A 14,080-nucleotide genomic window follows, 5' to 3' on the forward strand; every position below is an offset into this window, starting at 1 on the left:
CGCAAGTTTTCGACAACCCTTGTAACCATTTTGTCATCATTTTTTAGATAGCCAAAACCTATGAGCGACCTGCCTGATACCGATTTCACCCAACGTTTCATCTTCGACGAGCGCGATGTGCGCGGCGAGTGGGTGTCTCTCGACGACAGCTACGCCGCGGTGCTGGCGCGTCATGAATACCCGCAGCCGGTACAGGCGCTGCTCGGTGAGCTGATGGCCGCCACCGCCTTGCTGGTGGGGGCGCTGAAGTTCGACGGCCTGCTGATTCTGCAGGCGCGTTCGGAAGGGCCGATCCCGCTGCTGATGGTGGAGTGCTCGGGCGAGCGCGACATCCGAGGCATGGCGCGTTATGACGTCGAGCAGATCCCTGACGGCGCCACCCTGTCGCAACTGATGCCGGACGGCCACCTGACCCTGACCATCGATCCGGTCAAGGGCCAACGCTACCAGGGTACCGTGGATCTCGATGGCGCCACCCTGTCGGAGTGCTTCACCAACTACTTCGTCCAGTCGCAACAGCTCAATACCCGCTTCTGGCTCAACGCCGAAGGCGGCAAGGCCCGTGGTCTGCTGCTGCAGCAACTGCCGCGCGATCGCCAGCCGGACGATGAAGAGCGTGAAGAAAGCTGGCAGCACGTTGTGGCATTGGCTACCACGCTCAAGGCTGATGAGTGGGCGCTGGACAACGAAACCCTGCTGCACCGCCTGTACCACGAAGACGCCGTGCGCCTGTTCGACATCCAGCCGCTGCGCTTCAATTGCAGCTGCTCGCGCGAACGTTCCGGCAATGCGCTGGTCAGTTTGGGCGAGCACGACGCCAAGGCGCTGGTGGAAGAATGCGGCGGGCAGGTGGAGATCGATTGCCAGTTCTGCAACGAGCGCTATTTCTTCGACGCCAGCGATGTGGCGCAACTGTTTGCCGGTGGCGGCACTGACGTAGCCTCAGAAACTCGTCACTGAAACGTTTAACCACAGGACAATCTCCTGTCTAATTGCGCAAAAGCGCAGTTCTGACAGGAGGGGCCTACTTTTTTTGGGCGTTTCTGGCATAATCCGGCCACTTTTTTCGCTGTAGTAGTTTTTTCAAGACAACTACAAAACGTTTGGAGCACTCGGCCTCGGGCCGGATGGGGTATCTCATGACGCAAGCCAACAACACCGTGTACACCGACCTGAGCGTCGATGAGCTGGTAAAAGAAGCGCTGCAACGCGGTGAAGGCGTACTAGCCGATACTGGTGCACTGGTCGTGGAGACTGGTCACCGTACTGGCCGTTCGCCGGCTGACCGTTTCATCGTCGAAGAACCTTCCACCCAGGACGCCATTGCCTGGGGCCCGATCAACCGCAAGTTCCCGGCCGACAAGTTCGATGCCCTGTGGGACCGCGTCGAGGCGTTCAACAACGCCCAGGATCACTTCGTTTCCTACGTCCACGTAGGGGCGGCCGCCGAGCACTACCTGCCGGTGAAGATGACCACCCAGACTGCCTGGCAGAACCTGTTCGGTCGTTGCCTGTTCATCAACCCGGAGCAGTACAACCCGGCTGGTCGTGGCGAGTGGCAGGTCCTCAACGTCGCCAACTTCGTGTGCGAACCTGAGCGTGACGGCACCAACTCCGATGGTTGCGTGATCATCAACTTCGCCCAGAAGAAGGTGCTGATCGCTGGCATGCGCTACGCAGGCGAAATGAAAAAAGCCATGTTCTCGGTGCAGAACTTCCTGCTGCCGGCTGCCGACGTACTGCCGATGCACTGCGCCGCCAACATCGGCGAAGCAGGCGATGTGACCCTGTTCTTCGGCCTGTCCGGCACCGGCAAGACCACCCTGTCGGCCGACGAAAGCCGTTACCTGATCGGTGACGACGAGCACGGCTGGGGCGAGGGCGTGGTCTTCAACATCGAAGGCGGTTGCTACGCCAAGTGCATCGACTTGTCCGAGAAGAATGAGCCGGTCATCTGGAAAGCCATCAAGCATGGCGCCGTGCTGGAAAACGTTGTTCTCGACGCCAACAAGCACGCCGACTACAGCGATGTCAGCCTGACCCAGAACAGCCGCGCGGCCTACCCGCTGGAGCACGTTGCCAAGCGTTCCGAAGCGAACCTGGGCGGCGAGCCGAATGCAGTCATCTTCCTGACCTGCGACCTGACGGGTGTTCTGCCTCCGGTTTCGATCCTGAACAACGAGCAGGCGGCCTACCACTTCCTGTCCGGCTACACCGCGCTGGTCGGTTCCACCGAAATGGGTTCGGGCAGCGGCATCAAGTCGACCTTCTCCACCTGCTTCGGCGCTCCGTTCTTCCCGCGCCCGGCTGGTGAATACGCCGAGCTGCTGATCAAGCGTATCAAAGGCTTTGACTCGAAGGTCTACCTGGTCAACACCGGCTGGACCGGCGGTGGTTACGGCGTTGGCAAGCGCTTCAGCATCCCGACCACCCGTGCCGTGATCGCTGCGATCCAGAGCGGCGCGCTGATCGGTGCCGAAACCGAGCACCTGGACATCATCAACCTGGACGTGCCGAAGGCCGTTCCGGGCGTTGAAACCGAGCTGCTCAACCCGCGCACCAACTGGGCTGACAAGGCTGCCTACGACGAGGCCGCCAAAGGCCTGGCCAAGCTGTTCATCGAAAACTTCAAGAAGTTCGAAGTTTCCGACGCCATCAAGGCCGCTGGCCCGCAGCTGTAAGCTGAGCCTGCCTGTAACGAAAAGGCCGCCCCAACGGGCGGCCTTTTCGTTTTCTACTGCCTGTACCGGCCTCTTCGCGGCTAAAGCCGCTCCCACAGGTACTGCACTGCATTCAACGTTGGTGGTGTACCTGTGGGAGCGGCTTTAGCCGCGAAGAGGCCGGCACAAGCAGCGAAAACCCGGTTTTTCTGTTTCACTGTCAGCATCCATCGCGAAGACAAGAGCCAGCCAGATGACCGAATCCCCCCAGCGCACTGCCTTCTCCCACTTCCACCCCATCCTCACCCGTCCCCAGGACAATGACCTGAACGGCCACATTGCCGGTGCCACCGTGCACGGCTTCTTCGAAACCGCCATCCAGGCGTTCCTCGTCGAACAGGCCGAACTGGACCTGCGTGACGGCGAGCTGGCGGCTTTCGTGGTCAGTTCGGCGGCGGATTTCTATGCCTTACCGGGCTTTCCGGACGTGCTGGAAGTGGGGCTGGGGGTAGCGCGCCTGGCGGGCAGCACGGTGGAATACCGCCTGGCGCTGTTCCGCCCAGGGGAGCCGGAGGCGTGTGCGGCAGGCACGGTGGTGCAGGTGTTCATCGAACGCACCAGCGGCCGGCCTGTGGCGTTGCCAGCGGCGTTGCAGGTGATCCTGTCTGGCATCCTGCTGGAACAGCAGGCATAAAAAAGCCCCGCTGGCAGGGGCGGGGCTTTTGTTGCCGGGGCAGGGCCCTCAGGCGTTAGTCGCGCCAGTGGCGCTTGTGCTTGCGGTGGCCGTAGTGGTGGCCACGGTCCCAGTGGCGACGGTCGTCGTCATAGCCACGACGGTAGCGGCGGCCATCGTGGTAATCGTCTCTGTCGGCCTCTTTACCCATGTAGTTACCCAGTGCGCCACCGGCACCACCGCCGGCTGCCGCGCCAATGTAGCTACCGGTAGTGCCGCCCATGGAGCGGCCGACCACGTTGCCGCCTGCGGCGCCCAATGCGCCACCGATGGCTGCCTCACCACGCTGGTGCTTGTTGGCACCGACTGCACTGCCAGCTGCGCCGCCCAGGCCAGCGCCGATCGCGCCGCCTGTGCTACCACCAATGGACTGGCCTACGACAGAGCCCAGTACCCCACCCAATGCGCCGCCAATGCCGGCCTCGGTGGTGCCGCCTGCCATGGCAACGCCGCTGAGCAAGCTGAAAGACAACAACAGTATCGAGGAGTACTTCTTCATCAAGAGAGCCTCATAGGGATGACGAGGCGAATTTGAGCCTTGCAGGCGCGCCTGGCAACGGAAATCCGACGAGTAACACGACTTGTACACAATTCTCTAACTTACTGTATTTACTATGAAACTTTATCGTTTTTTCGCTGTCTGAGCTCTTTATGACGAAGCCCTGAACCGCTATGGAACAGGGCTTTTTTGTTTTTTGCGGTAGGGCTTCCGGCCTCTTCGCGGGCACGCCCGCTCCCACAAGGTAAAGCACAGGAATCGAAACATGTGGACTTCCTGTGGGAGCGGGCGTGCCCGCGAAGAGGCCAACACGATTCCTACAGGATACGCCCCTGGTCCCGCGCACGCTCCAGCTTGATGGCAATGAACTTCGACGTCGGCGTATGGCTGCCATCGCCAATGCTTTCCAGCGGCACCAGCGGGTTCACCTCAGGGTAGTAAGCCGCCGCCTGCCCGGCCGGGATGTCGAAGGCCAGCAGGGTAAAGCCGTGCACACGGCGCACATGCTCATCCCCCCACAACGACACGATGTCGACCTGTTGCCCCGGCTGGAAGCCCAGGCGGATGATGTCGGCTTCGTTGGCGAACAGCACCTCGCGCTGGCCGCGCACGCCGCGGTAACGGTCATCCAGGCCGTAGATGGTGGTGTTGTACTGATCGTGCGAGCGCATCGACTGCAGGATCAGGTCCGGTACCTGGCCGCTGGCGCGTACGCGCTCGTGGAGCAGCGTGTCGGGCAGCAGGTTGGCCTTGAAGTTGGCGCGGCCGGTGCTGGTCTTCCATTCGCGGCTGGCGGCGCTGTTGCCCAGGTAGAAACCGCCCGGCTCGCGCAGGCGCTGGTTGAAGCCGCTGAAGCCGGCGATGGTGTCGCCGATCAGCTCGCGAATACGGTCATAGTCCGCCACCAGCCAGTGCCAGTCCACGGGCTTCTTGCCCAGGGTGGCGGCGGCGATACCAGCGATCACCGCCGGCTCCGAGCGCATCTGCGTCGACAGCGGTTTCAGCTGGCCATTGGAGGCGTGGACCATGCTGAACGAGTCCTCTACCGTTACCGCCTGGGGCCCTTCGGCCTGCAGGTCGATGTCGGTGCGGCCCAGGCACGGCAGGATCAGTGCCTGCTTGCCGTGCACCAGGTGGCTGCGGTTGAGCTTGGTGCTGATGTGCACGGTCAGCTCGCAGTTGCGCAGTGCCTGGGCGGTGCGTTCGGTGTCCGGCGTGGCCTGGGCGAAGTTGCCGCCCAGGCCGATGAACACCTTGGCCCGGCCTTCGAGCATGGCGTGGATCGCCTCGACGGTGTTGTGGCCGTTGTGCCGGGGCACGGGGAAGCCGAAGCGCTGCTCGATGGCGTCCAGCAGGGCCACCGGTGGGCGTTCGTTGATGCCCATGGTGCGGTCACCCTGCACGTTGCTGTGCCCGCGCACCGGGCACAGGCCGGCGCCTGGTACGCCGATGTTGCCGCGCAGCATCTGCAGGTTGACGATTTCCTGGATGGTCGGCACCGAATGGCGGTGCTGGGTAATGCCCATCGCCCAGCACATGATCACCCGCTTGCCGCGGCAGTACATGCGCGCGGCCAGTTCGATGTCGGCCAGTGCCAGGCCGGACTGGGCCTGGATGTGCTCCCACGGGGTGGCATCCACCACCGCCAGGTAGTCGTCGACGCCATGACCATGTTCGGCAATGAAGGCGTGGTCGAAGACGGCCGGTTCGCCCTTGGCCTGGGCTTCGCGTTCCCATTGCAGGACGAACTTGGCCATGCCGCGCAGCATCGCCATGTCGCCGCCCAGCGCCGGGCGGAAGAATGCGGTGTTGGTCGGCCGGTCGCTGTTGGTCAGCATTTCCAGCGGGTTCTGCGGGTGCTGGAAGCGCTCCAGGCCACGTTCCTTGAGCGGGTTGATGCACACCACCTGCGCCCCGCGTTTGACCGCATCGCGCAGCGGGTCGAGCATGCGCGGGTGGTTGGTGCCGGGGTTCTGGCCCCAGACGAAAATCGCGTCGGCATGTTCGAAGTCGTCGAAGGTGACCGTGCCCTTGCCGATCCCGACGCTTTGCCCCAAGGCCACGCCACTGGCCTCGTGGCACATGTTCGAGCAGTCGGGGAAGTTGTTGGTGCCGTAGGCGCGCACGAACAACTGGTACAGGTATGCCGCTTCGTTGCTGGCACGCCCCGACGTGTAGAACTCGGCCTGGTCAGGGTTGGCCAGCTTGTTCAGCTCGCGGGCAATCAGGGCGAAAGCGGCATCCCAGCTGATCGGCTGGTAGCGATCGCTAGGCGCGTCATAGACCATCGGCTCGGTCAGGCGCCCCTGATACTCCAGCCAGTAGTCGCTCTGCTGCAGTAACGAGCTGACGCTGTAGCGGGCAAAAAAGGCAGCATCGACGCGGCGCTTGGTCGCCTCCCAGTTCACCGCCTTGGCACCGTTCTCGCAGAACTTGACCATGCCGCTTTCCGGCGAATCGCCCCAGGCGCAGCCGGGGCAGTCGAAACCGCCGTTCTGGTTGGTCTTGAGCAGGGCGCGAATGTTCTTCAGTGCGTTGTCGCTGCCGACCCAGGCCTTGGCCACGCTGCGCAGCGCGCCCCAGCCACCGGCGGGGCCGTGGTAGGGCTTGTAGCGAGGGGAGGAGGCAGGGGTGTTGTCCGGGAGGTGTTGGTACGAGGTCACGAGTGTTACGACTCCGCCGCTGGGCTGTAGACCCGCGGTGCGCTGTGCTTGGGCAGATGGATAAGGTTGAGGTTGTGCTTGCGCGCCCATTGCAGGGCAAGGCCGGTGGGCGCTGACAGGCTGACCAGGGTCTGGATACCGGCCCGCAACACTTTCTGGATCAGCTCCAGGCTGCAGCGGCTGGTGACGATGGCCAGGCCGCCCTGGCTGTCGATGCCTTGGCGCAGCAGGGCACCGATCAGCTTGTCGAGGGCGTTGTGCCGGCCGATGTCTTCGCGGCCGAGCAGCAGTTCGCCATGGCGGTCCATGAACAGCGCCGCGTGCACCGCGCCACAGTGCTGGCCGAGGGGCTGGAAGGCATCGATGCGCTCACGCAGGCCGACCAGCCATTGCGCCGGTGGCAACGGCGCGCCAGGCAGCTCGGCCAGCTCTGGCAGCGCCTGCTCCAGTGCCTCCACCCCGCACAGGCCGCAACCACTGGTGCCGGCCAGCTGGCGGCGCTGGTTTTTCAGGTTCCAGAATGCACGGCTGGAAATCTCCAGGTCGGCATACATCGCCGAGCCGCTGCCGGAGAGCTTCAGGTCGTAGATTTCCGTGGTGCCTTCGACAATGCCGCTGCCGACACTGAAGCCGACGGCGAAGTCTTCCAGGTCGGTTGGGCTGACCAGCATCACCGCCTGGTTGAGGCCGTTGTAGGCGATTGCCAGCGCCACTTCTTCGGCCAAGGGCGTACTGTCGCGTCTGGCATCGCTGAGCTGGACGTAGTCGTAGCTGTTGCTGGCGGCGGGCATGGACAAGGGCGATGAGGCCGCGCAGACCGGAGGTTTGCTGTTCATCGGGGTGGGGCTATCGGCAGCTTTCGGATAGCACAAGCCTAGGCGTGCGGGCCGACGGCGTCTAATCGCTAGGGTCTATGCCTTGATAGACCGCGTCGATGGGTCGCACGGGGCAAGAGGGGAAAAGCTGGCCTAGACTGCTGTGTCCGAGGTTTCGTCAACAAGGAGAGCGCTATGAGCTTGTTCAGTTTCGTCAAGGAAGCGGGCGAGAAGTTGATCGACCTGCTGACCCCCGGCAATGCCAATGCCGAAGAGCAGCTGAAGAAACACGTGGAAAGTGTCGGCCTGGGCAATCCGAATATCACGGCCACTGTAGAGGGAGACAAGATCATCCTCAAGGGCGAGGTGGCCAGCCAGGAGGAGAAAGAGAAGATCATCCTGGCGGCGGGCAACATCGCTGGCGTGGCCAGTATCGATGACCAGATCACCGTGACCGGGCCGGTGGCCCAGGCGGCGCGGTTCGTGACGGTGGAGAAGGGCGATACGTTGAGTGCCATTTCGAAGAAGGTGTATGGCGACCCCAACAAGTACCAGAAGATCTTCGAAGCCAACAAACCGATGCTCAAGCACCCTGACAAGATCTATCCGGGGCAGGTGTTGCGTATTCCTGACTGATCTCTGCAGCCTGTACCGGCCTCTTCGCGGGTAAACCCGCTCCCACAGGGATCGCACACAGTTCAGGCCTGTGGTGATCCTGTGGGAGCGGGTTTACCCGCGAAAGGGCCTTCACAGGCCTGCCAACAATTCCCGGTAATCCTCGACCGCCGCAAACTCTTCGGTATCCCGCGGCCCTGCCTGGCTATCCGGTTGGCGCACCGCCAGCAGATGCCCCACGCCAAACCGTCGCGCACTGCGCAGGATCGCCAGGGTGTCATCGATGAACAGGCTGCGCTCCGGTTCAAAGCCAATGTCTGCCTGCAAGGCATCCCAGAACTGCGGGCTTTCCTTCGGGTAGCCATAGTCATGCGAGCTGATCAGCCGCTCGAAATACGGCGCCAGCTCCACCCGCTCCAGCTTCAGCGACAGCGAATCCCGGTGCGCATTGGTGATCATCACCACGCGCTTGCCTGCGTCGCGGATCGCTGCCAGGAAGGTGTCGGCATCCGGGCGCAGGGCGATCAGGTCGGCGATTTCCTGTTTCAGCTCGCGGATCGGCAGCCGCAGCTCGCGGCTCCAGAAGTCCAGGCAATACCAGTTCAGCGTGCCGGCATTGCGTTCGAACAGCGGCTGCAGCTCCATTTCCGCCATGGCCCGGCTTACCCCGTGCAGCTCGGCATAGCGCTGGGGCAAGTGGTCCAGCCAGAAGCGGTTGTCGTAATGCAGGTCGAGCAGGGTGCCGTCCATGTCCAGCAGGACGGTATCGATGGCAGACCAGGGAAGAACAGGCATGGGAAATTCTCGATCAGTCGGCAAGCCACGGTATAGTAACCCGTTCACGCCAAGGAGCCGCCCCATGCGCCAGAAACCCACCGTCCTCAGCCGCGAAATCGTCGCCAGCAGCCGCCTGTTTCGCGTCGAAGCCGTGCAATTGCGCTTCAGCAATGGCAATGAGCGCACCTACGAGCGCCTGGTGGGCCGGGGTAATGGCTACGGCGCGGTGATGATCGTGGCCATGCTCGATGCCGAGCATGCGGTGTTGGTGGAGGAATACTGCGGCGGCACCGACGAATATGAGTTGTCGTTGCCCAAGGGCCTGATCGAGCCGGGCGAGGACGTGCTGGCGGCAGCCGACCGGGAGCTCAAGGAAGAAGCCGGTTTTGGCGCGCGCCAACTGGAGCACCTGACCGAGCTGTCGCTGTCGCCGGGCTACATGAGCCAGAAGATCCAGGTGGTGCTGGCCAGCGACCTGTACGAGGAGCGCCTGGAAGGCGACGAGCCGGAGCCGATGCGGGTCGACAAGGTCAACCTGCGCGAACTCTCGGCCCTGGCCATGCACCCGCAGTTCACCGAGGGGCGTGCCCTGGCGGCGTTGTACCTGGCGCGTGACCTGCTGATTCAGCGGGGGCTGCTGGAAGCATGAACGACCTGCAATTGATGCACGAAGTGGTCAAGCTGGCCCGGTTGGCGGGCGAGGCGATCCTGCCGTTCTGGCGCGCCGATGTGGCCGTGACCAACAAGGCCGACGATTCGCCGGTCACCGCCGCCGACCTGGCGGCGCACCAGGTGATTGCCGATGGCCTGCTGGCGCTGGCACCGCAGATCCCGGTGTTGTCCGAAGAGGACTGCAACATTCCGCTGGCCGAGCGCCAGGGCTGGAGCCGCTGGTGGCTGGTCGATCCACTGGACGGCACCAAGGAATTCATTGCCGGCAGTGAGGAGTTCACGGTCAACATCGCCCTGGTAGAAAACGGCGAGGTGGTGTTTGGCGTGGTGTCCATGCCGACCAACGGGCGCTGCTACTTTGGAGGTCGCGGTTTGGGGGCCTGGCGTGCGGAGGCCGGTGAAGCAGCCCAACCGATCCAGGTACGTAACGCGCCGCCTACGGGGGGGCGCTTTACCGTGGTTGCCAGCCGTCGGCATTCCAGCCCGGAACAGGAAGCACTGTTGGCGGGGCTGGGGACGGCGGTGGGGGAGCTGGAACTGGCCAATATCGGCAGTTCGTTGAAGTTCTGCCTGTTGGCCGAGGGTAGCGCCGATTGCTATCCGCGCCTGGCCCCGACCTCGCAGTGGGACACCGCGGCGGCGCAGGGGGTGGTGGAAGGAGCGGGGGGCGAAGTGATCGGGCTGGATGGCTTGCCGTTCCGGTACCCTGCGCGGGAGTCGTTGCTCAACCCGCATTTCCTGGCGTTGCCGGCCAATGCTGCCTGGCGTCAAGCCTTCCTGAACCTGATCTGACGATTCCACAGGTGCAGCAATTCTTCGTAGCTACGCGGAACCTGTGGGAGCGGGCGCGTCGAGGCGTCGAACCGCCGCGAACACCGGCGGAGCCGGTGCCATACACCGCGGTGTCTGCTTCGCGGGCGCGCCCGCTCCCACAGGGATCACGACAGCCTTCCAGTTTCAGCGGTGCAGGACGTACTGGCCGCTGAATTTCACCGCAGGCTCGTCGCTTCCGGCATTGCTAACAGTGGTCTCCAGCGTCAACCGTGCCCGCCCGCGGCGCTGGTACAGGGTCAAGAATCGCTCCCAGGTCTTCTCATCCGGGGCCGCACAACGCGCCACCGCCGCTCCGGTAACCGGCAGCGGGTAGCTGATCTGCCCTTCCTGGATGACGATATGCCCGTCATCGACACCCGATTCGCGCAGGCGCAGGTGCAGCCAGCCCCACCCCACCAGCACCGCGGCGCAGTACAGGCTACCGCCGAACATGGTGCTCTTGTGGTTGACGTTGGCCGCCAGCGGCAATTGCAGGCGCAGGGTGTGCTGCTGCCAATCGAGCACTTCCAGGCCCATTTCGCGGGTCAGGGGGATGTCGCCGTGCAGGATGGACTGCAGGTACTGGCTATCGCTGTTCATTGACGGTTGTCCTCTTGATCGTCATGCCCGCCGCTACCACCGTCGAAGCTCAAGCCGTGCTTGCGCAGCTTGTCGTGCAGGGTCTTGCGGGGGATACCCAGGGCCTCGGCCAGGCTGCGCATGGAGCTGTGTGGCTGGGCCAGTTCGGCAGCGATCAGCGAGCGTTCGAACTGCTCGACCTGTTCGCTGAGGTTGCCGCTCGGCATCGGTGCCGAAGGCATTGCCGCAGCTGGTGCCTGGCCGTCCAGGGCCAGTTCCAGGCCCAGGGCGAAACGCTCGGCGGCGTTCTGCAACTCGCGCACGTTGCCGGGCCAGTCGTGGCGCAGCAGCAGGGCGCGCTGGGGCGGCTGCAGGGTGTGCGGCGGCAGGCCGTGGCGCTGGCTGGCGGCGTCGGCGAAGTGCTGGAACAGCACCAGGATGTCATCGCCGCGTTCGCGCAGCGGTGGTATACGCAGCGGCGCCACGTTCAGGCGGTAATACAGGTCGGCGCGGAAGCGCCCCTGGTCGGCAGACTGGCGCAGGTCCTCCTTGGTCGCTGCGATGATGCGGATGTCCAACGGGATCAGCTGGTTGCCGCCCAGGCGCTCGACCACCCGTTCCTGCAGCATGCGCAGCAGTTTCACCTGCACATCCAGGCTCATGCTCTCGATTTCGTCGAGGAACAGCGTGCCGCCGTTGGCGAACTCGAACTTGCCGATGCGGCGTTTCTGCGCGCCGGTGAACGCACCGGGCTCATGCCCGAACAGCTCGCTTTCGACCACCGACTCGGCCAGTGCGCCAGCGTTGATCGCCACGAACGGCCCGTCGCGGCGGCTGGACAGGTCGTGCAGGGCGCGGGCCACCACTTCTTTGCCGGCACCGGTCTCACCCAGGATCAGCACATCGGCGCGGGTGCCGGCCAGGGCGCCGATCTGCTCGCGCAGGCGCTGCATGGCCGGCGACTGGCCCACCAGGCGGGTGGCCAGTTGCTGGCGGTCGCTAAGGGCCAGGCGCAAGCTGCGGTTGTCCAGCACCAGGCGGCGCAGCGCCAGGGCACGGCGCACACTGTCGAGCAGGGCGTCGCTGGCAAAGGGTTTTTCCAGGAAGTCATAGGCGCCGGCGCGCATCGCCTGCACCGCCAGCGGCACATCACCGTGGCCAGTGATCAGCAACACCGGCAGCTCGTTGTCACGACCGTGCAGTTGTTCCAGCAGCTGCAGGCCATCGATGCCCGGCATGCGGATGTCGCTGACCACCACGCCGGGCCAGTCGGCCTCGATGCGGTCTGCCAGGCCCTGGGCATCAGCCAGGGCGACCACCTTGAGCCCGGCCAGGTCCAGGGTCTGGCTCAGGGCCTGGCGCAGGTGGGGGTCGTCGTCGACCAGGATGACCTGGGCTCGGCTGTCGATCAGTGTCTCGGTGGTCATGCCGAGGGGTCCTCCGAATTGGGCAAAGTAGCGCCAGGCGCGGCCACACGCAGCTGCAGGGTCAGCAGTGCGCCACCTTCCGGGTGGTTGGCCAGCAGCAATTCACCGCCCAGGGCGCGCATCAGGCTTTCGCAGATGGCCAGGCCCAGGCCCAGGCCCTGGGTGCGGGTCTTGGTGGTGAAGAACGGCTCCTTGGCGTGCTCCAGGGCCTGGCGGCTGAAGCCGGGGCCGTTGTCGCGAATGTACAGGTAGACGCAGTCATCGCGCTGCTCGGCACTTAGCCACAGGCGGCGCGGGTTGGCCTTTTCGGTCAGGGCGTCGAGGGCATTGGCCAGCAGGTTGCCGAGCACCTGGCGCAAGCGGGTCTCGCCGGCCTGTACCCACAAGGTGGCTTCCGGCAGGTCGCGGATCAGCTCGACGGCCATTGCCCGGCGGCGCTTGGCCAGCAGCGCCAGGGCGTCGTCCAGGGCCGGCTGCAGGGCCACGCTCTCCGGGGCGTGGCGGTCACGGCGGGCGAAGGCGCGCAGGTGGGCGATGATCGAGGCCATGCGCCCGGTCAGCTCGCCGATCAGCTTGAGGTTGCCGCGGGCGTCTTCGATACGCTGGTGGTCAAGCAGGATCTCGGCGTTTTCCGCATAGCTGCGGATGGCGGCCAGCGGCTGGTTGAGCTCGTGGCTGATGCTGGCCGACATGGTGCCAAGCACTGATAGCTTGCCGGCCTGCACCAGCTCATCCTGGGCGCGTACGGCCTCCTGTTGGGCGTTCTCGCGCTCCAGCACGGCGCTCTTGAGCCGGGTGTTGAGGCCTTCGAGGTCGGCGGTGCGCTCGGCCACGCGTTTTTCCAGTTCCTGGCGGCCACGGGCCTCGAAGTCGATGCGGTCGATATAGTGACGGCGCCGCTGCATCACCAGGCCGGCCAGCAGCATCAGCACCAGCAGGGTGGCAGCGCCGATGGCCATCACGGTTTGCACCGAACGGTCGACCAGCGTGCGCGGGGCGAGGATGCTGACCTGCCAGCCGGTTTCCTTGATGTCGCGGGTCTGGCTGATCCAGGCGTCCGGGCTGAGCACCAGCGGTTGCGGGGCCTGGGTCGGGTAGGGCTGGATGGCGATGATGGCCTGGCGCTCGGCATCGGTCAGCGCGCGGGTCGCGCGGAAGCGCCAGTCGGGCCGCGAGGTCAGGATGACCACGCCATTGTGGTCGGTCAGCAACAGCTGCTCGGGGGTGCGGCCCCACAGGGTTTCGGTGTGGTCGAGGTCGACCTTGACCACCAGTACGCCAACGATGCGTTCACGGTCATGCACGGCGGCGGCAAAGAAGTAGCCGCGCTTGGCCGACGTGGTGCCCTGGCCGAAGAAGCGCCCCAGGCGGCCGGCCATGGCTTCGTTGAAGTAGGGGCGGAAAGCGAAGTTGCGGCCGACGAAGCTGTCGCGTTTGTCCCAGTTGGAGGCGGCCAGGGTGTTGCCGTTGACGTCCATCAGGTACATCACCTCGGCGCCGGTCTGCTGGACGATGTCCTTGAGCAGGCGGTTGGCGTTGGTCACCGTTTCCAGGCGCAACGGGTCGGCCAGTACCCCGCGCAGCGCCGGCAGGTCGCCGAGTATCTGCGGCAAGGTTTCGTAGCGGTGCAGGGTACCGAGCAGGTTGGCGACGTACAAGTCGAGGGTCTGGCGGTTCTGCGAGGCCAGTTCTTCCTGGTAGTAACGTTCGGCCAGGTGATGCAGGGGCCACAGTAATGGGGCCAGGCACAGGGCCAACAGGGCCAGGCTGCGCCAGCGGGGACGGCGTGGGGGCGTGGGTTTTGCAATCATCACGTAAAGGCGCCAG

Annotated in this window: 13 protein-coding genes; 6 read left to right on the plus strand and 7 right to left on the minus strand. The window is 64.5% G+C overall.

Features of this window, described 5'->3' with window-relative positions; genetic code table 11:
• Positions 1-60 precede the first annotated feature (60 nt).
• The 3 genes from hslO (at position 61) to J5M71_RS14895 (ending at position 3,354) form a co-directional block, all read left to right on the plus strand.
• A complete protein-coding gene (hslO, locus tag J5M71_RS14885) occupies positions 61-960 on the plus strand; it encodes an Hsp33 family molecular chaperone HslO (RefSeq protein WP_207833130.1) in 900 nt (299 codons plus the stop codon).
• A gap of 179 nt (positions 961-1,139) precedes the next feature.
• Entirely contained in the window at positions 1,140-2,681 is a 1,542-nt protein-coding gene (locus J5M71_RS14890) for a phosphoenolpyruvate carboxykinase (protein ID WP_063914462.1), read from the plus strand.
• A gap of 232 nt (positions 2,682-2,913) precedes the next feature.
• The gene (locus J5M71_RS14895) at positions 2,914-3,354 is read left to right on the plus strand and encodes a thioesterase family protein (protein ID WP_207833132.1); all 441 of its coding nucleotides are present in this window, start codon (positions 2,914-2,916) and stop codon (positions 3,352-3,354) included.
• Positions 3,355-3,409: 55 nt separating this feature from the next.
• Here J5M71_RS14895 and J5M71_RS14900 read toward each other — a convergent pair whose 3' ends face one another.
• The 3 genes from J5M71_RS14900 to fdhD form a co-directional block, all read right to left on the minus strand.
• Complete coding sequence (locus J5M71_RS14900) at positions 3,410-3,892, minus strand: glycine zipper domain-containing protein (protein WP_063914464.1); 483 nt, start codon at positions 3,890-3,892, stop codon at positions 3,410-3,412.
• A gap of 317 nt (positions 3,893-4,209) precedes the next feature.
• Positions 4,210-6,555 carry an FdhF/YdeP family oxidoreductase gene (locus tag J5M71_RS14905; RefSeq protein ID WP_207833134.1) on the minus strand — a complete coding sequence of 782 codons (2,346 nt, stop codon included), beginning with the start codon at positions 6,553-6,555 and terminating at the stop codon, positions 4,210-4,212.
• A gap of 5 nt (positions 6,556-6,560) precedes the next feature.
• Positions 6,561-7,391: a formate dehydrogenase accessory sulfurtransferase FdhD gene (gene fdhD / locus J5M71_RS14910; protein ID WP_207833136.1), complete on the minus strand. Its 831-nt coding sequence runs from the start codon at positions 7,389-7,391 to the stop codon at positions 6,561-6,563.
• Positions 7,392-7,565: 174 nt separating this feature from the next.
• Here fdhD and lysM point away from each other — a divergent pair, with 174 nt between their 5' ends.
• Positions 7,566-8,006, plus strand: a complete 441-nt coding sequence (lysM, locus tag J5M71_RS14915) for a peptidoglycan-binding protein LysM (protein ID WP_207833138.1) — start codon at positions 7,566-7,568, stop codon at positions 8,004-8,006.
• Between the two features lie 111 nt (positions 8,007-8,117).
• Here the strand turns inward: lysM and yrfG are convergent, their stop codons facing one another.
• The gene (gene yrfG, locus J5M71_RS14920) at positions 8,118-8,780 is read right to left on the minus strand and encodes a GMP/IMP nucleotidase (protein ID WP_063914468.1); all 663 of its coding nucleotides are present in this window, start codon (positions 8,778-8,780) and stop codon (positions 8,118-8,120) included.
• Between the two features lie 64 nt (positions 8,781-8,844).
• Here yrfG and nudE point away from each other — a divergent pair, with 64 nt between their 5' ends.
• Together nudE and cysQ are read left to right on the plus strand one after the other, a co-directional pair.
• Complete coding sequence (nudE, locus tag J5M71_RS14925) at positions 8,845-9,411, plus strand: ADP compounds hydrolase NudE (RefSeq protein WP_015268611.1); 567 nt, start codon at positions 8,845-8,847, stop codon at positions 9,409-9,411.
• Entirely contained in the window at positions 9,408-10,226 is an 819-nt protein-coding gene (cysQ, locus tag J5M71_RS14930; RefSeq protein ID WP_207833140.1) for a 3'(2'),5'-bisphosphate nucleotidase CysQ, read from the plus strand. The genes nudE and cysQ overlap by 4 nt, the downstream gene beginning before the upstream one ends.
• Before the next feature lie 165 nt (positions 10,227-10,391).
• Here the strand turns inward: cysQ and J5M71_RS14935 are convergent, their stop codons facing one another.
• The 3 genes from J5M71_RS14935 to J5M71_RS14945 are packed head-to-tail and all read right to left on the minus strand — an operon-like array spanning position 10,392 to position 14,064.
• Complete coding sequence (locus J5M71_RS14935; RefSeq protein ID WP_207833142.1) at positions 10,392-10,847, minus strand: YiiD C-terminal domain-containing protein; 456 nt, start codon at positions 10,845-10,847, stop codon at positions 10,392-10,394.
• Positions 10,844-12,253, minus strand: coding sequence for a sigma-54 dependent transcriptional regulator (locus tag J5M71_RS14940; protein WP_207833144.1), 1,410 nt, complete (start codon positions 12,251-12,253; stop codon positions 10,844-10,846). Before J5M71_RS14940 ends, J5M71_RS14935 begins: the two co-directional genes overlap by 4 nt.
• Entirely contained in the window at positions 12,250-14,064 is a 1,815-nt protein-coding gene (locus J5M71_RS14945) for an ATP-binding protein (RefSeq protein WP_207833174.1), read from the minus strand. Before J5M71_RS14945 ends, J5M71_RS14940 begins: the two co-directional genes overlap by 4 nt.
• Positions 14,065-14,080 lie beyond the last annotated feature (16 nt).

The sequence above is a fragment of the Pseudomonas sp. 43(2021) genome (assembly GCF_017490805.1).
Lineage (GTDB): Bacteria > Pseudomonadota > Gammaproteobacteria > Pseudomonadales > Pseudomonadaceae > Aquipseudomonas.

Coding starts and splice junctions, on each gene's coding strand:
- J5M71_RS14890 (WP_063914462.1), top strand. CDS start 1,140: ATGACGCAAGCCAACAACACCGTGTACACCGACCTGAGCGTCGATGAG.
- J5M71_RS14945 (WP_207833174.1), bottom strand. CDS start 14,064: ATGATTGCAAAACCCACGCCCCCACGCCGTCCCCGCTGGCGCAGCCTG.
- fdhD (WP_207833136.1), bottom strand. CDS start 7,391: ATGAACAGCAAACCTCCGGTCTGCGCGGCCTCATCGCCCTTGTCCATG.
- lysM (WP_207833138.1), top strand. CDS start 7,566: ATGAGCTTGTTCAGTTTCGTCAAGGAAGCGGGCGAGAAGTTGATCGAC.
- nudE (WP_015268611.1), top strand. CDS start 8,845: ATGCGCCAGAAACCCACCGTCCTCAGCCGCGAAATCGTCGCCAGCAGC.
- J5M71_RS14940 (WP_207833144.1), bottom strand. CDS start 12,253: ATGACCACCGAGACACTGATCGACAGCCGAGCCCAGGTCATCCTGGTC.
- yrfG (WP_063914468.1), bottom strand. CDS start 8,780: ATGCCTGTTCTTCCCTGGTCTGCCATCGATACCGTCCTGCTGGACATG.
- cysQ (WP_207833140.1), top strand. CDS start 9,408: ATGAACGACCTGCAATTGATGCACGAAGTGGTCAAGCTGGCCCGGTTG.
- J5M71_RS14900 (WP_063914464.1), bottom strand. CDS start 3,892: ATGAAGAAGTACTCCTCGATACTGTTGTTGTCTTTCAGCTTGCTCAGC.
- hslO (WP_207833130.1), top strand. CDS start 61: ATGAGCGACCTGCCTGATACCGATTTCACCCAACGTTTCATCTTCGAC.
- J5M71_RS14935 (WP_207833142.1), bottom strand. CDS start 10,847: ATGAACAGCGATAGCCAGTACCTGCAGTCCATCCTGCACGGCGACATC.
- J5M71_RS14895 (WP_207833132.1), top strand. CDS start 2,914: ATGACCGAATCCCCCCAGCGCACTGCCTTCTCCCACTTCCACCCCATC.